The sequence below is a fragment of the Arthrobacter sp. BGA-UO-ETr-C19 genome (assembly GCF_059568005.1).
Map to the genome: position 1 here is coordinate 366,828 of NZ_JCAQPC010000023.1, position 15,484 is coordinate 382,311.

At 66.4% G+C, this 15,484-nt stretch carries 14 protein-coding genes and 1 pseudogene; 7 read left to right on the plus strand and 8 right to left on the minus strand.

Translation table 11 applies throughout. The features are described from left to right. Positions 1 to 192: 192 nt before the first annotated feature. From AC57BR_RS17755 to AC57BR_RS17765, 3 genes and pseudogenes are all read right to left on the minus strand, one after another. Positions 193 to 587 (minus strand): annotated as a pseudogene (locus AC57BR_RS17755) (SDR family NAD(P)-dependent oxidoreductase). A gap of 4 nt (positions 588 to 591) precedes the next feature. Further along, positions 592 to 780 carry a hypothetical protein gene (locus tag AC57BR_RS17760; protein ID WP_496362903.1) on the minus strand — a complete coding sequence of 63 codons (189 nt, stop codon included), beginning with the start codon at positions 778 to 780 and terminating at the stop codon, positions 592 to 594. Positions 781 to 874: 94 nt separating this feature from the next. Further along, positions 875 to 1,516: an HAD hydrolase family protein gene (locus AC57BR_RS17765; protein WP_496362905.1), complete on the minus strand. Its 642-nt coding sequence runs from the start codon at positions 1,514 to 1,516 to the stop codon at positions 875 to 877. Between the two features lie 192 nt (positions 1,517 to 1,708). Between AC57BR_RS17765 and AC57BR_RS17770 the strand changes: the two genes are divergently transcribed. The 3 genes from AC57BR_RS17770 to AC57BR_RS17780 all read left to right on the plus strand — a co-directional run bounded on the left by AC57BR_RS17770 (position 1,709) and on the right by AC57BR_RS17780 (position 5,938). Continuing rightward, positions 1,709 to 2,014: a hypothetical protein gene (locus tag AC57BR_RS17770; protein ID WP_496362907.1), complete on the plus strand. Its 306-nt coding sequence runs from the start codon at positions 1,709 to 1,711 to the stop codon at positions 2,012 to 2,014. Positions 2,015 to 2,092: 78 nt separating this feature from the next. Then, complete coding sequence (gene metH / locus AC57BR_RS17775; RefSeq protein ID WP_496362909.1) at positions 2,093 to 5,743, plus strand: methionine synthase; 3,651 nt, start codon at positions 2,093 to 2,095, stop codon at positions 5,741 to 5,743. 42 nt (positions 5,744 to 5,785) lie between these two features. Beyond that, positions 5,786 to 5,938 carry an LPXTG cell wall anchor domain-containing protein gene (locus AC57BR_RS17780; protein ID WP_496362911.1) on the plus strand — a complete coding sequence of 51 codons (153 nt, stop codon included), beginning with the start codon at positions 5,786 to 5,788 and terminating at the stop codon, positions 5,936 to 5,938. Between the two features lie 64 nt (positions 5,939 to 6,002). Here the strand turns inward: AC57BR_RS17780 and AC57BR_RS17785 are convergent, their stop codons facing one another. Next, positions 6,003 to 8,930 (minus strand): ATP-binding cassette domain-containing protein, encoded by a 2,928-nt coding sequence (locus tag AC57BR_RS17785; protein WP_496362913.1) that lies wholly within the window; start codon positions 8,928 to 8,930, stop codon positions 6,003 to 6,005. Then, positions 8,927 to 9,484, minus strand: a complete 558-nt coding sequence (locus AC57BR_RS17790; RefSeq protein WP_496362915.1) for a hypothetical protein — start codon at positions 9,482 to 9,484, stop codon at positions 8,927 to 8,929. Before AC57BR_RS17790 ends, AC57BR_RS17785 begins: the two co-directional genes overlap by 4 nt. Before the next feature lie 150 nt (positions 9,485 to 9,634). Between AC57BR_RS17790 and AC57BR_RS17795 the strand changes: the two genes are divergently transcribed. After that, positions 9,635 to 10,300: a GntR family transcriptional regulator gene (locus AC57BR_RS17795; RefSeq protein WP_496362917.1), complete on the plus strand. Its 666-nt coding sequence runs from the start codon at positions 9,635 to 9,637 to the stop codon at positions 10,298 to 10,300. Then, a complete protein-coding gene (locus AC57BR_RS17800; protein WP_496362919.1) occupies positions 10,297 to 11,481 on the plus strand; it encodes an MFS transporter in 1,185 nt (394 codons plus the stop codon). The genes AC57BR_RS17795 and AC57BR_RS17800 overlap by 4 nt, the downstream gene beginning before the upstream one ends. 7 nt (positions 11,482 to 11,488) lie before the next feature. Here the strand turns inward: AC57BR_RS17800 and AC57BR_RS17805 are convergent, their stop codons facing one another. Continuing rightward, entirely contained in the window at positions 11,489 to 12,412 is a 924-nt protein-coding gene (locus tag AC57BR_RS17805; RefSeq protein ID WP_496362921.1) for a LysR family transcriptional regulator, read from the minus strand. Between the two features lie 266 nt (positions 12,413 to 12,678). Here AC57BR_RS17805 and AC57BR_RS17810 point away from each other — a divergent pair, with 266 nt between their 5' ends. Further along, positions 12,679 to 13,077, plus strand: coding sequence for a CBU_0592 family membrane protein (locus AC57BR_RS17810; protein WP_496362923.1), 399 nt, complete (start codon positions 12,679 to 12,681; stop codon positions 13,075 to 13,077). 100 nt (positions 13,078 to 13,177) lie between these two features. Further along, on the plus strand, positions 13,178 to 13,657 hold the full coding sequence (locus AC57BR_RS17815; protein ID WP_496362925.1) for a hypothetical protein: 480 nt from the start codon (positions 13,178 to 13,180) through the stop codon (positions 13,655 to 13,657). Positions 13,658 to 13,742: 85 nt separating this feature from the next. Here AC57BR_RS17815 and AC57BR_RS17820 read toward each other — a convergent pair whose 3' ends face one another. Together AC57BR_RS17820 and AC57BR_RS17825 are read right to left on the minus strand one after the other, a co-directional pair. Then, positions 13,743 to 15,155 carry an MFS transporter gene (locus AC57BR_RS17820; RefSeq protein WP_496362927.1) on the minus strand — a complete coding sequence of 471 codons (1,413 nt, stop codon included), beginning with the start codon at positions 15,153 to 15,155 and terminating at the stop codon, positions 13,743 to 13,745. Positions 15,156 to 15,248: 93 nt separating this feature from the next. Further along, positions 15,249 to 15,479 carry a hypothetical protein gene (locus tag AC57BR_RS17825; protein WP_496362929.1) on the minus strand — a complete coding sequence of 77 codons (231 nt, stop codon included), beginning with the start codon at positions 15,477 to 15,479 and terminating at the stop codon, positions 15,249 to 15,251. Between the last annotated feature and the right edge of the window lie 5 nt (positions 15,480 to 15,484).

Sequence of the window (15,484 nt, forward strand, 5' to 3'; positions counted from 1 at the left end):
CAAACGTGAAATTGCCCAAGCGGTCGTGATGGCTATAAGTGACGACCCCGGCATCTGATTGGAATATCGGGTAGAAGAACGGACGATAGCCATCTACGAACCTGTATTCGAAGCCCAGCTAGATGCCGCGTTTCCGCCGGAGCAACTCCGGCCGATCGCAGCAGTGATCGATTTCCAGGCCATGGGCCCTGCTCATGCTGGACAGCTACGCGGGTTCACCTGAGAACAAATCCACCGGCCAGCGCTGACGGTTTCGCCTGTGACGTATGAAGCCGTGCTCGCGAAGAGTATCCATACCCACTCGGCGATCTCTTCGGGAGTTGCTACCCGACCCAGCGGAATGGATGCGGCTGCTTCCTTGATGCGGTCCGTGGCGGCAGTGACAGTGGTGGCGACCCAACCTGGGGCTATGGCATTCACCCCGATGCCGCGGGGGCGAGTTCCAGCGCTGTCGCTTTGGTCAGCATGATGACTGCGGCTTTTGACGCACCGTACACAAGTTGGCCTGGAGAGACGGCGTACCCGTCGATGGATGCGAAGTTGACGGTCGATGCGCCCTCGGAGAGGTATGGGGACGCGGCGGCCATGACGTTAATGGACCCCAAGCACGTTCACGTCGAAGACGTTACGGAAAAGCTCCTTCGTGGCGGTTTTCAGGGTGGATGGCGGATAGATGCCGGCGATGTTGGCTACCACCCGGAGTTCGCCAAGGGCTGGAAGGTGCTCGGCGAGGGCAACCTCAGGTCCTTCGCGGTCGACGACGTCGGCAACAACCGGCACGAGCCGACCGTTGTCGTGGGGGGAAGATTGCCGGCACGCGGTCAAAGGCCGAAACGGTCCAGCCATGACGGAGAAGAAAACCCGAATACCACCGTCAAATGAGGCCAAGATCGGCGAAGGCGGCAACGAGGCCCTCCTCCCGCGGCCGGGCAGCAGTGCCATCTGCGATCGCGACAAGCTCGGGAAGGGATCCTTCAATAGCGATACCAATGCCAGCGAAGGCGATGATCTCTAGGTCAATGGCTCCGTCACCAACAGCAATCGTGTCTTCGCGGGCAATGCCGAGATGAGCGATGACGGATGCTACGCCATCAGCCTTGCTGATCCCGCGCTGATACAGTTCCCCTGCGTGCCGGCCCTCGTCGGCCACCGAATTGGCGATCGCGGCGACCTCCCCGCCGATTTCCTCGACCAGGGACCCCATGGCTACCGGCGAGTCAAACACGGAAACCTTGGCGAACGGCACAGTGCCATGGACCCCGGTGGCGCGAACGGCACCGAGGATAGCGGACGAACCAACCGGGCCTTGGGGTGCCCTCCGGAAACGGGCGTCAAGGATAGCGCGTAGACGTTCCAACGCTGCCGGTGGTACGTGCAACTCGTCCGGCGCCTCCAGGACATAAACAGCGTCATGCGCGTCAAGCGCCCCGACCGTTCTGGCCGCCAGATCTGCCGGAAAGCGTCGGTCCACGAGTACGGTTCCGGCCACCTCCACGTAAGCGCCGGCGCTGGCCATTAGGCCGTCGAAACCCGCGACGGCACCAACGTCAACGGTGCCATCCTCGTCTCCGACGGCGGCTGGTCGGCACTGTAGGGGAGCGGCACCAGACGCCGGGAGGACCCCGCAGCATTGCCGCCCTCGGCCCTACCGGGATGACGCTGGAAGGCCTATCTTTGACCTGACACAGCCCGAAGGAAAGGAACGACGATGTTCACCTTGCAGATCAGCTATCCGGTCCGGGACTATGAGGCTTTCAAGAAAGTATTCGACAGCGATCCTGCGGGCCGCGTCGCCTCGGGCGCCAGGTCTGTCCGCCTGTTCCGGGATACAGAGGACCAGAACAGTGTGGCGGTGCTCCTTGACTTCGACACCAAGGACTCTGCGAACGCCTTTCTGGAACGGCTCCGCAGCGATGTGTGGGACAACCCGGACGTGATAGGGCAGCTGATGACGGCGGCGCCCACAGCCAGGATCCTGGAGGAGACGGCCCGCGAGGGCCAGGGTGCGGGCTGACCCTCCAAGGCGACCACCCGCCGTCGTAGTACACGGAAACACGGCGCAATGTTTCGGGCCCCGCCGTAATCTGGTCACATGCCTCGTTTCGCGCTTGATATCGACTCCGTCCCCCGCCCCGTCCGTTCGCAGGAACTCCTGGATGCAGTGAACCACCGGGTCGTCATCGCCGATGGGGCCATGGGCACCATGCTGCAGGGCCGGGAACTGTCGCTCGAGAACGACTTCCTGGGCCTGGAAGGCTGCAACGAGATCCTCAACGACACGCGGCCGGACGTCCTCGCGGACATCCACGACGCGTACTTCGCCACGGGAATCGACGCCGTCGAAACCAACACCTTCGGCGCCAACTGGTCCAACCTCTCTGACTACGGCATCGACGACCGGATCGAGGAGCTCGCCCGCAAGGGTGCACAGATCGCCCGCGAGCGTGCAGAAGCGGCGGAAAAAACAGACGGCCGGATGCGGTGGGTCCTGGGTTCGATGGGGCCGGGCACGAAGCTCCCCAGCCTCGGACACACCAGCTACGACTACCTCAAGCAGACCTTCGCCCTGCAGGCCGAGGGCCTCATCGACGGCGGAGCGGACGCCTTCCTCATCGAGACCAGCCAGGACCTCCTGCAGACCAAAGCCGCGGTCAACGGCTGCAAGCAGGCCATCGTGACCCGCGGCGTCCGGCTCCCCATCTTCGTCGAGGTGACCGTCGAAACCACCGGAACCATGCTCATGGGCTCCGAGATCGGTGCGGCGCTCACCGCGCTGGAGCCGCTCGGCGTCGACGCCATCGGCCTGAACTGCGCCACCGGGCCGGACGAGATGAGCGAGCACCTGCGCCACCTGTCCAAGGAATCCTCCGTGGCCATCGCCTGCATGCCCAACGCCGGCCTCCCCGTGCTCGGCCCCAACGGCGCGCACTATCCGCTGTCACCCAGCGAACTCGCCACCGCGCACGAGCAGTTCGTGCGCGAATTCGGCCTGGGCCTCGTGGGCGGATGTTGCGGCACGACGCCGGAGCACATGGCCGCCGTCGTCGAACGTCTTGCGCCCTTCCGCAGCAGCGCCGCCGTCACCATCGGCGGGAGGGGCGCCGACGGCGGCCGCGTCCCCACCGAGCGTGAAGCAGGCATCGCTTCCCTCTACCATCATGTGCCGTTCGACCAGGAGTCCTCGTACCTTGCCATTGGTGAGCGCACCAATGCGAACGGTTCGAAGGCGTTCCGCCAGGCGATGCTGGAAGAGCGCTGGGACGACTGCGTCGATATTGCCCGCGAGCAGGTCCGTGTTGGCGCGCACCTCCTCGACGTCTGCATCGACTATGTGGGGCGCGACGGCGTGGCCGACATCAAGGAGATCGTCTCGCGTTTCGCGTCGGCCTCCACCCTCCCGCTGGTCATCGACTCCACCGAACCGCCCGTGCTGCAGGCCGGGCTCGAACACATCGGCGGGCGCCCGGTGGTCAACTCCGTCAACTATGAGGACGGCGACGGCCCGGACAGCCGTTTCGCGCGCATCATGCCGCTCGTGAAGGAACACGGCACGGCCGTGATCGCCCTGACCATCGACGAGCACGGCCAGGCACGCACCACCGAAGGCAAGGTGGCGATCGCCTCGCGCCTCATCGACGCCCTGGTGGGCGAATGGGGGATGCGCGTGGAGGACATCATCGTCGACTGCCTGACCTTCCCCATCGCGACCGGCCAGGAAGAAACCCGCCGCGACGGCATCGAAACGATCGAGGCCATCCGCCAGATCACCGCGAAGTATCCCGGCATCCACACCACGCTCGGCGTCTCGAATGTGTCCTTTGGCCTGAACCCGGCAGCGCGCATCGTGCTGAATTCGGTGTTCCTGCACGAGGCCGTGCAGGCGGGCCTGTCCAGCGGCATCATCGACGCCGCCAAGATCGTGCCGCTTGCCTCACTGCCGGAGGAGCAGCGCCAGGTGGCGCTGGACCTCGTCTGGGACCGCCGCGAATACGACGCCGACGGCAACGTCACCTACGACCCCCTGGCGCGCATCCTGGACCTCTTCGCCGGCGTCGACACCGCAGCGCTCAAGGACCAGCGTGCGGCGGAACTCGCGGCGCTGCCCACCGGCGAACGCCTGCAGCGGCGCATCATCGACGGCGAAGGCAAGGGCCTCGAAGAGGACCTCGACCTGGCGCGCAGCGAAGGCATGACCCCGCTCGGCATCATCAACGACCAGCTGCTCGAGGGCATGAAGGTCGTGGGTGAGCGCTTCGGTGCCGGTGAGATGCAGCTGCCGTTCGTGCTGCAGTCCGCCGAGGTGATGAAGAACGCCGTGGCCCTGCTCGAGCCGCACATGGAGAAGTCGGACGCGTCGGGCAAGGGCACCATGGTGATCGCCACCGTGCGCGGCGACGTGCACGACATCGGCAAGAACCTGGTGGACATCATCCTCACCAACAACGGCTACAAAGTGATCAACATTGGCATCAAGCAGCCGATCGCCGACATCATCGCCGCGGCCGAGGAGCACAACGCCGATGTGATCGGCATGTCCGGGCTGCTGGTGAAATCCACCGTGGTGATGAAGGAGAACCTCGCGGAACTGCAGTCGCGGGGGCTTGGGAAAAAGTGGCCGATCATCCTCGGCGGTGCCGCCCTGACCCGCGCCTACGTGGAGCAGGACCTGGCGGGGCAGTTTGAAGGAACCGTCAGGTACGCCAAGGACGCCTTTGAGGGCCTGGCACTCATGGAACCGCTGGTGCAGGTGGCCCGCGGCGCCGCCCCGGACGCCGTCGGCCTTCCGCCCCTGAAGAAGCGGATCCACAAGGGAGGCCCGCAGTTCACGGTGACCGAGCCGGAGGCCATGCCCGGCCGTTCCGACGTGGCCGCCGACAACCCCGTGCCTGCGCCGCCGTTCTGGGGCACGCGCATTGTGCGCGGCGTGGCACTCCACGACTACGCGGCGTTGCTCGACGAGCGCGCCACGTTCATGGGGCAGTGGGGGCTCAAGCCCGGCCGCGGCGACGACGGCGCCTCCTACGAGGAACTGGTGGAAGTCGAGGGCCGGCCGCGCCTGCGCTACTGGCTGGACCGCATCCTCGCCGAGGGAATGCTCGATGCGTCCGTCGCGTACGGCTATTTCCCGGTGGTCTCCGAGGGGGAACAGGTGGTGGTGCTGCACCACGGGGAGGATCACGACGGCGTGCTCGGCACCGCGGGACTGCTCGCCCCCGACGGTGGCTCAGGCGGTCCGATCGGCACCGAGCGGCTGCGCTTCGACTTCCCGCGCCAGCGCCGGGACCGGCACCTCTGCCTTGCCGACTTCGTGCGCTCACGCGAATCGGGCCAGATCGACGTGCTGCCGGTGCAGCTGGTCACCGCCGGATCGAAGATCGAAGAGGTGACTTCCGAGCTGTTCAAGGGAAACCACTACCGCGACTACTACGAGCTCAACGGTCTGGTCATGCAGCTCACCGAGGCGCTGGCGGAGTTCTGGCACGCGCGCATCCGCTCCGAGCTGGGTTTCGCGGCCGAGGAGCCGAAGGACAAGGCAGGGTACTTCAAGCTCGATTACCGCGGTGCCCGCTTCTCGCTGGGCTACCCCGCGTGCCCGGACATGGAGGACCGCCGCAAGGTGACGGAACTGCTGAAACCCGAGCGGATGGGCGTGATCCTCAGCGATGAGCTGATGCTGCACCCCGAACAGTCCACCGACGCGTTCGTGTTCCACCACCCGGAGGCGAAGTACTTCAAGGTGTGAGTTGAAGCCTGTTTCAGCGGGGGCAAGGCCTAAGCTTCCCCTATGGGAATTATCATCACACTGCTTATCATCTGGCTTGTCCTTTCGATCCTCGGCTTCGTGGTGAAGGGCCTGCTGTGGCTGGCATTCATCGGCCTGGTCCTGTTCCTGGCCACGGCCGTGTGGGGCTGGTTCAAGCGGAAAGCCAACGTCTGACATAAAGGAAAGCGGACGACGGCGGGAGATTCCCGCCGTCGTCCGCTTACCTGTGTGCAGCTCTTTAAGGTGTGAGCTGAAGCCGGTACCCGGCCTGAGCGGAGTGAGCCTGCCCGGCTTGCCTGTCCAGGCTGGAGACCGGCTTCACCCGCCGGAGGGCGGCGAGAATGGCCCGCCCCACCACAGCGATTCCGATGATCGTGGTGACGGCACGCAGGGTGTCCCAGCCCGCCGTCGACGTCAAAAGCGAATAGAGCAGGAAGCTGGACAGATTGGTGCCCAGCGGCGCGCCGGGCACGTACGAGATCCCGGTGCCGGCACCCACCGCGAACGGCCAGAACCAGAGGTTGGTCAACAGGCCGAACAGGTAGGACGCCACGACGCCGTAGCCGCACAGCATCCACAGCTCGGCTTTTCCGCGCACCCGGCGGGGGAGCAGGCCGGCCCCCGCGCCCACCCACGCACACGCGAAGATCTGGAACGGCGACCACGGCCCGATGCCACTCCACAAGGCGCTGGAGACGGCGATGGTGGCGGCGCCGAGGAGCATGCCGAAACGGGCTCCGAAGGCCCGGCCGGCCAAAATCAGCAGGATAAAGACTGCCTCCACGCCCCCGACGCCGGTGCTGGCCACCCGCACAGCCGAGCCGACGGCGGCCAGGACGCCGAGCAACGCCACCGTGTGCGCGGAGCGGACCGAGCCGTCGAGGGATACCACGATGGCAACGACGGCGAGCGGTGCAATGGCCAGCGCCGCGTAGGGGAGGGCCGCCGCGGCATCCTCCGGGAGGGCCGCGGCGAGCAGCGGCCAGCAGAATGCGCCGAGCGCCAGAAGATTCGCAGCGGCCAGAATCGCGAGCTCGACGCCCCGCGGCATCCGGATGCGGCGGGCCTTTTTCCCAGCAGGAATGTCTGTTCGTCGGTCGGTGAACCGTGGTGCAACGATGCGTTCCGCTGTTTCGAGGCGCTGCGCTGTGGCAACACTGACTGTGGCGGCAATGGCCGGGCCGGCTTCTGCGGATGAGGGCGCCACGCCGTCACGCATCGGGAGGATCCGGGCGCCGAGGCCGTGGGCAAAATCGTGGTCGTGGGTGGCGATCAGGACCGCCGCGCCGGCGTCCGCTGCGGCCCGCAGCGCCGCCGAGACTGCTGCGCGAGCCGCAGGATCGAGTCCACGGGTGGGCTCATCGATGAGGAGTACCTGGGGATCGTCCATGGTCTGCAGCGCGATGGCAAGGATCCTGCGCTCTCCTGCGGAGAGGTCCCGGGGATGCTCGTGTCCGATGGGAATGCTGCCGTCTCCCCGCAACCGGACAAGGTGCGACGCCGCAGACGGTGGGGAAAGCTGGCCGCCGCCCGGGCCCACCCGCCCTGCCTTACGCGCAGCGCGGGCCAAGCGCCGCTCGGCCGCGCGGAGCTCTGCTGCGACGGTATCCCGTGTGAAGAGGTCGTCCGAGGCGTCCGGCACCAAGGCCACACGGCTGCCGTCGACCGTACCGCCGTCGACCGTTCCTTCACTGCCTGCGCCTTCACCGAGGGCGAGCGCCACCAGGAGGGACGATTTTCCAGCTCCGTTCGGCCCCACCAGGGCCACCACTTCACCGCGGTGCAGGGTCAGGGATGCCTCGCGCACCAGCGGCTTGCCCTGGCGGTGCACAGCGAGCTTGGCGGCAGTCAGCACGGGCGCGTGCTCCTCCGGCGGTGCCGGCGTCGGGCTGGCAACGGCCGGCATCGGACGGGCAATGACAGGGGCCGACGGCGGCGATGGGGCAGCACCTGGCGCCAGGGCGCCGTCGTCGAGGGTCCACCAAGAGTCGGCAACGGGTACCAGCGGCTCCGCCCGGTGCTCAGCCACAATGACGCAGACACCTGCTTCGCGGGCGAGGGCGCTGAGCACGGCGATGACGTGTCCGCGTGCTGCGGTGTCGAGGTCGGCCAGGGGCTCGTCAACCAGGAGCACGGCCGGTTGCTCCACCACCGCGGCGGCGATGGCTACGAGCGTTGCCTCACCCGCGGAGAGGGTGCTGACATTCCGGTCCAGCAGCGTCGACACTCCGATGCTCTCCGCGACCTCCAGCACCCGGGCCGTGGCGGTCCCGGATGCGATGCCGCGCAGCTCAAGGGCGAGGGCGATTTCGTCCCGGACCCGGGTGGTGGCGAAGGCGGCGCGGGGATTCTGCAGGACGACGCCGATGAGGCGGGCGGTATCTCGGGGCGGCGTGGTGGCACGGTCTGTTCCGGCGATGCGCAGCGTGCCGGAAATTTCTCCGCCGTCAACGTGGGAGAGGAGGCCCGCGATGGCTCGCAGGATCGTGGACTTGCCGGAGCCCGTCGGCCCGGTAATGACCGCAATTGACCCGCCCGGCGGCGCGAACCCGGCGACGCGCACCTGCGCGTCGCCAATGCGGAACTGTGCATCCCGGACGAGGACCGGCGCTTCGGTACCCTGGCTTGGTTGGTGCGGGCCGGGTTCCTGTGCTGCCCGGCTCCCGAAGCCGCGCAGCTCCAGGGCGGCGGCGACCCGGCCCGCGTGCTCAAGGGTGCGCTCGAGCACGGGGACGAGGGCGCGGGGTCCGAACCGTTCGCCCCGCAATCGAAACGCCAGGCGCACAGAGCCCACGGCGTCGGCGAGCGCCGGAAGGGCCGCCCAAGCCACCACGAGCATCCGGGCAATGCCCTGCATGGGGCCGCCGCGGGCCAGGTGCACGAAGCCGCGGGCCACGTCCACCCAGGCGTTGAGGATGCCGAAACCGAGAATCATCCCGGCAATCGGCAGGGCGGACAGGACCGCTTCCCACAGGCCAGGCGCTGTTACCGGACCGAGGAGGACCACATGGGCGTACGGGGCAGGCAACGGCATCGCCGGTATGTTGAGCAGAACCGTGTCACCAATGTCCGCCCCGTTGAAAAGGATGCGGTAGATGACCCGCGCCGCGATGAATACGGCGGCGAGAGCCGCCCCTGCACGTAACGGCGCGGGTCGAAAGGTCATGCCGCGGGGGCGGCCGGTGCGCCGTCGACCGTGTAGAGCAGTTCCAGGCTCTGTCCCGGGCTCACCTTCAGGGTGGCGAGGCCTTCCTGGGCGTACGCCCATGCACCGGAGGCCGGCTTAACCCAGAGAGCCCAGTAGGCAAAGGCGGCTGGCATCTTTTTGCATTCTTCCCGGTACGTGCCGCCCTTGTGCGCGATGTCGAAGTCTGCGGCGGGCACACCGTTCACGCGGCACACAAGTTCCTTGGGATATTGGGCGGTGCCCTCGGTTTTCACCTTTGCCTCGTCGAGCACCTTGGAGGCGAGGGTCGGCGCGTCCACGGGCACGCAAACGGACGTATCAGCGGCATTCTGCTTCAGGGCGCCCGAATCGATGATGACCTTCACTCCGGCGCAGGGCTCGGAAGCGGCGCTGGATGAAGACGTTGCCGGGGAAACCGGTGCAGAGGTAGATGGCTGGGTGGCGGCCGGCGTGGAACAAGCGGCGAGGGTAAACAGGAGACCTGCGGCGGCGAGGGAGCTCGCGGCGGCGGTGCGGATCTTAGTCAAAGTCACCTGTCAAGGGTAGGACGTTGCTTGTCCGGGGCAGGATGCTTTCGCGTTGTGTGACGTCAGGTCTCCACTGAAACGTACGTTGTCCCGCCTGAGCGGGAAAGGAGTACTTGTATAGATGTATACAAGTATGATGGAGCCGGAGGTCACGACATGGCAGATTCACCGTCCCGGAACACCGGGGCACACGTTGTCTACACGGAGCTGAAGCGGCAGATCCTGACCCTTGAGCTGAAGCCCGGGGCACGCATTTACGAACCGGCAATGGCAGAGGCGCTGCAGGTGAGCCGTACGCCGCTGCGCGAGGCAATCCGGAGGCTCATCTCGGAGAACCTGCTGGAGCAGCAGCCCACCGGGGGCGTGCTGGTCCCGGCCCTGGATGAGGCGGCAATTTCCGAGCTGTACGAGGTGCGCGCGGCGATGGAATCGCTCATGGCGCGGCAGGCGTGCGTGAAGGCAACGGCGGCGGACATCGAAGCGCTCAACGGAATCCTTGCGCGCAACGCCGCCCTGGTGCAGTTTGCCGATGAAGCCATGAAACTGGGCATGGCCCTGCATGCAAAAATCGCAGAGATTGCCGGGAATTCCTGGGCCCTGCGGTTCCATGGCCAGATCTCCAGCCAGATGGAGCGGTACCGCCACTTCACCAACAGCACGCAGGAACGGCGGGACCAGGCCCTGGCACAGCACCGGATCCTGGTGGAGGCGGTGGCCGCCGGCAAGCCCGAAAAAGCCGCCAAGCTCGCGTTCGACCATGTCATGGGAGCCCGGGACGCGGCGGTGCGTGCCATCACGGGCAGCAACCTCGTCACCCCATGATCGGTGAACTGGGACGCCGCTCGGCCACTGCCCTCCTCACGCATTCCGCCCTGATCCAGGCTGTAACCTTCCTGGTCCGCCCGGCCGCCACCTACCGGGCGCTCGAGCTGGACGTTCCCGGTTTCGCACTGGGTCTCCTCGCGGCCAGCTACGCCGTCTTTCCCCTGTTGCTCGCCGTCCCCACGGGCGGACTGGTGGACCGCCTGGGTGAGCGCCGGCTGATGGCGATCGGATCCGGCGTCGTTCTTGCCTGCTCTGCTTTCCTGCTCCTGTGGGGATCATCGATCGTGACTCTGGTGATCGGAACCGCGCTCCTCGGTGCCGGCCAACTTGCCTGCGTCGTGGGGCAGCAGGCCGTGGTGGCCAACAACGCTGCCTCATCCAGGATGGACTCTGCCTTCGGCTACCTGACCTTCGCGGCATCGTTGGGACAGGCCCTGGGGCCGTTGGCGATTTCCCTGGTGGGAGGCGCCTCGGTCCGCCCCGACACCCAGGCCATCTTCTTCCTCTCTGCCTGCATGAGCCTGGTGCTTTTCGTGACCACTTTCGGCGTCTCGGCCAAAGTCAGCGGCGGCAAACGGAAAGCCGTTGTGGGCGACGGCGCCGGCGGCACAGGCGGTGTTGTTTCGCCGCTGAAGACACCCGGCGTCGCGCGGGCTTTGGCCACCAGCGCCACCGTGCTGGCCGTGGTGGACCTGACCATGGTCTACCTCCCGGCGCTCGGATCCGAGCGCGGGCTCAGCGCGGCGACGGTGGGCCTGATGCTCACCACCCGCGCCGTGTTTTCCATGGTTTCCCGGCTCTTGTTGGGCCAGATGGCCCGGAAGCTGGGGCGCATGCGGTTGTTGGTGTTCAGCCTGGCGTTGTCCACAATCGCACTGTCCGCGGCCGCAGTTCCCATGCCGGCCTGGCTGCTGTTTGTGGTCATGGCTGTGCTGGGCTTGGGGCTCGGGATCGGCCAGCCACTCACCATGTCCTGGCTTTCAGCGCAGGCGCCGGCGGGGCAGCGCGGCCGGGCGCTGGCCCTGCGGCTGGCCGGCAACAGAGTGGGCCAGGTGGTGCTGCCCAGCGCCATCGGCGTAGTGGCGGCCGGGCTTGGCGCGGCAGGAGTCTTCCTGGCCTCGGCAGTGGTGGTGGGCGGGACGCTCGTGCTGCTGCGCGGTGTGCGCCTGGACGGTTAGACCCCGGTCAGGACGTCGACCGCGTGTCGAACGCCGCTGCCGATTCCCGCAGAAGGCGCGCGACTGTGTCCACAGGCATGCTGGCCGACCGTCGCCGGTCGAACCGCCGCAGAACGATGCGTCGCGTACCCAGCCCGGGGACGTCCAGGATGTCCACGCCGTCCTGGACCACTCCGGTCAGCGCCAGGGTGGGCACAATGGCGACACCCTCGCCCGCGGCGATCAGCGCGAGAGCGGTCAGCGTGTCCTGGTACTGGTGCACCGTCTCCATCTGGGCACCCGTTGACTCACGGAGCCGGCCGAGCACCGAAGCGTTGGCGGCTGAGGACTCGACGCCGAGCCACGGCAGCGGCAGCCGGCCAAGGTCGATGTTCTCGGTGGTGAGCAGGGCACCCGCGGGTACGACCAGTTTCCAGGGCTCATCCAGGAGGGGCTCCTCGGTCATTCCGGCGGAGAGCGAACGTTGACCGGGCGTCGTCGAATCGAGTTCGACCACGACGGCGTCGAGCGCGCGCTGCCGGAGCAGCCGCATCAAGGCGGGGTAGTCGTCCTCAATCATCCGGATCTGCAGTTGCGGGTACTGGATGCGCCACTCGGGCAGGCGCGGGATCACCACCGTGCGGACAAAGCTGGTGAATCCGCCCACTCGCACGACCCCTGCGATCTTGGCCCCGCCTTCTATCCGGGCGCGGGCGACGCTCAGTGCGCGTTCTATCTCCTCGCCGGCTTCCGCAATGGCCAGTCCGGCGGGCGTCAAAACCGAGCCTTTGGGTGTGCGCACCACCAAAGCGTGCCCCGTCTCGTCCTCTAATTTATTGAGCTGCTGGGACACGGCAGACGGCGTAATCCCCAGTTCGTCAGCCGCGGCGAGCACCCCGCCCGTGCGGGCAACCGCAAGCAGAACCCGCAGCCGGCGCGGATCGATATCCATGTTAAGTAGTTCTAAACCATGTCTTCAGTGGAATGCAATTGATCTAAAGCTTTTCCGTCCTCATAATTGCAGTTAAAAGTAGACACAAGGGATACAGGCCGGACCGTCCAGCGGGACGAGGTCCCTGCCGGACGGCTGAACAAACGCTGATCCGGCGATGCCTGTTCTTTTCGGCAACGGCGCCTCTTGCGAAACAAAAACATATCGCCCGTCATCTCCACTCCGCCCAGCGAATGGCGGCCGGGCAGCAACTCTGAAAGGACATCATGGAACTGCTGTGGGAAATCTCCGGTTGGGCAGGCGCGGTTGCCATTCTCAGTGCGTACCTGGCTGTGTCCATGGGTTGGCTGAAGGCCGGCAAGGGATTCCAGACCGCGAACCTCCTCGGTTCGTGTGCCTTCATTATCAATGGTGCATTCCACGAAGCATGGCCGTCCGTGGTCACGAATGTCGCCTGGTTCCTCATTTCCGCGGTGGCGCTTCTTCGGATGCGCTCGGCGCAGGAGCCGGCGGCGCCCGCGGCTGAAGCTCCGCAGGTGCAGTTTCCTGGTGTCCCCGAAACCGGCCAGCTGGCCATTGTTGAAGCGCCGCAGGTGCAGTTTCCCGGTGTCCCCGAAACCGGCCAGCTCGCCATCATAGACGCGCCGCAGGCACGCTGCGCCTAACCCGGCACATTATTATCACCGGCACAGGGTCCGAAGGCCGGGAGGTAGGTCTAGGGTGGGAACCGTCGGCAATCGCCGCGAATACCCTCAAGGAGGGTGCATGAACCCCATCCAGTCCAGCTCCGATCACTTCGGGCAGCATCTGAAAAGTGTCGGGGGCTCAGAATCTGACGTTAGCGGCTCAGACTACGTCGTCACGCCCGAGGATACCGTTGAAAGCGCGGCATCGGGCCTCCGAATTAAACAGCAGCAGCAAGGCAACGCACCGAGCAAACAGTCCACTCTCCATGCGGCGGCCCAGGTGCTCATAAGCCGACGGGACGAGCAGGACCCCCGCAATCATCCCGGGACGTCCCAGCCCGGGGAGTACCAACTGGACATCCACTACGAGACGGGCCGCACCACGCGGGAACCCATCCCTGAAACCGACCTGGAGGCGGCCCAGATCTGGGCCCAGGGACGGATCGAAGCGGTCGGCGCCAACTTTGGCGCCATCTACTTCCCGGCCGGAGGAGGCACTGACCAAGGTACGGGCGCGCTGGAGTGCAACTACGACCGCGCCGTGGGCTGGTACCGGTAGCTCTGCATCAACGCCGCGGACCTAGGCCTTGCGGTTTATGACTGCTGCGGAGGCCCGGCACGTCATCCCGTTCCCGGGCACCTCATCAAGTCCCCGGGGCGTCTGCCGCCGCCCGCGCATACGATGCCGAAACCCTGCGGTAGACAGGCGTCAGAAAAGCGGCCAACGCCGCCGCGACCATGATGGCTCCGGCCGCCAGGAATACCAGGGCGATGCCGCGCGAGGTGCCCTCGCCCAGGAGCGGGGCCAGTTGGGCGGCGCCCTCGGCGGACCGCGCATACGGGATGATCCAGAACTGGGCGATCGGGGCTATGAGGAATGCGGTGACCGGCGCCGCAGCGGATTCGAAGGCCATGGCGAATCCGAACACCCGGCCCTGGCGGGGCAGGGGCACCACCTGCTGGATGACTGTCTGCTCGGCGGCCTCCACGAACGGTATGAGGACCAGGTACAGCCAGATGCCCGCAACGTACAGCCAGGCCCACTCCCGCAGAGTGAACACCGCACCGAGGAGTCCCATCACCGCCACGGCGATGAGCAGGGTGCGCAGCGGGTTGGCGCCGAGCCCGAATTTGCCGATCAGTGCGCCGCCCACGATGAAGCCGGTGGAGCCGAGTGCGAAGACGGCCCCCCACATCTCCACGGAGAACATTTCCAGTCCGTACGGATCCATCAGCGCCATGTAGACGCCGCCGATGAAGTTGTTGAACGTGGAAAACAGGATGAGCGCGAACAATCCGGCTATGGCAAGCACGGCAGCGAGTGAACCGCGCAGATCAAATCCGCCCCGGGCATCCGTGGCGGCCGCGCGCACTTCCTCTGGCATGCGCAGGGTGAGCAGGTGCGCGAACGCCAAGGCAGTGAGTACCAGGGCGACGACGATCGTCCACCCCATGCCCAGCAGCCCGACGGACAGCCCGGAGAGCAGAGAGGTGACGATGAACATCAGTCCCTGCACCATTCCCACGAGCCCGTTGGCGTTGGCCCTCCGGTCCGGCTCGATGAGGATGGTGACCGTGGTGGACAGCGCAATGTTGCGCATGTTTTCCACCACCGCACCGACCAGGATGATCAGCGTAAAGATCCAGAACCAGGGCCGGGCCAGGTCCAGGATCCGGCCGGCGGGCGTCAGGAGGAACATGACCCCGGACAGCACGAACATCACCAGGGTGAAGCCGGCAGCGAAGCGCATCACGGCCAGCTTGCGGTAGCGGTCCACGAAGGTGCCGAAGCTGATGCTGGAAAGGGCGATCAGGAGCATGTAGGCGCCGCCGACCACCCCGGTGGCGATCACGTTGCGCGTCTCCAGGTACACCCAGAACGTCAGGGCGAACCAGAGATAGCTGGTGGTGACGTTGGCCAGCGCGGTATTCACCAGGATTCCGGCGAACGTGCGGGACCGCTGTTCGGGACTGCGCAAGGACGTATCGACGGCGTCTGGATCGGTCAGAGTCGGAGCCTCGGCATCCTCGACCGGGGCCGGTTCCTGCTCGGTCATGCGTCCCAGTGTACTGACAGCTGACGGGCAAGCATACGGCCCGTAAGCGGACGACGACGGCGGGACGTCCCGCCGTCGTCGTCCGCTTTGGTATCACCGTGCGGCGGCTGATTCCCACTTGTATTCGATCCAGACGCTGAACCCCTGTGAGCGTTCGAACATCGAGCGGGGCTCCGCCCCTTGGGCGGCCAGCCAGAGGATGCCGCCGTCCGCGGTTACTCCGTCGACCAGTCCCGCGCGGACTGCCTGCCCGCCCTGGCGGATTTCAACGAGTTCGCCCACCACAGGCCCCCAGTCGTGCTGGAGATGAAGCTGATTTTTCAAGGTGT

Excerpts from the sequence above, each read along its gene's own strand:
- AC57BR_RS17765 (WP_496362905.1), bottom strand. The coding sequence starts at position 1,516 with ATGGCCAGCGCCGGCGCTTACGTGGAGGTGGCCGGAACCGTACTCGTG.
- AC57BR_RS17770 (WP_496362907.1), top strand. The coding sequence starts at position 1,709 with ATGTTCACCTTGCAGATCAGCTATCCGGTCCGGGACTATGAGGCTTTC.
- metH (WP_496362909.1), top strand. The coding sequence starts at position 2,093 with ATGCCTCGTTTCGCGCTTGATATCGACTCCGTCCCCCGCCCCGTCCGT.
- AC57BR_RS17780 (WP_496362911.1), top strand. The coding sequence starts at position 5,786 with ATGGGAATTATCATCACACTGCTTATCATCTGGCTTGTCCTTTCGATC.
- AC57BR_RS17785 (WP_496362913.1), bottom strand. The coding sequence starts at position 8,930 with ATGACCTTTCGACCCGCGCCGTTACGTGCAGGGGCGGCTCTCGCCGCC.
- AC57BR_RS17795 (WP_496362917.1), top strand. The coding sequence starts at position 9,635 with ATGGCAGATTCACCGTCCCGGAACACCGGGGCACACGTTGTCTACACG.
- AC57BR_RS17800 (WP_496362919.1), top strand. The coding sequence starts at position 10,297 with ATGATCGGTGAACTGGGACGCCGCTCGGCCACTGCCCTCCTCACGCAT.
- AC57BR_RS17805 (WP_496362921.1), bottom strand. The coding sequence starts at position 12,412 with ATGGATATCGATCCGCGCCGGCTGCGGGTTCTGCTTGCGGTTGCCCGC.
- AC57BR_RS17810 (WP_496362923.1), top strand. The coding sequence starts at position 12,679 with ATGGAACTGCTGTGGGAAATCTCCGGTTGGGCAGGCGCGGTTGCCATT.
- AC57BR_RS17815 (WP_496362925.1), top strand. The coding sequence starts at position 13,178 with ATGAACCCCATCCAGTCCAGCTCCGATCACTTCGGGCAGCATCTGAAA.
- AC57BR_RS17820 (WP_496362927.1), bottom strand. The coding sequence starts at position 15,155 with ATGACCGAGCAGGAACCGGCCCCGGTCGAGGATGCCGAGGCTCCGACT.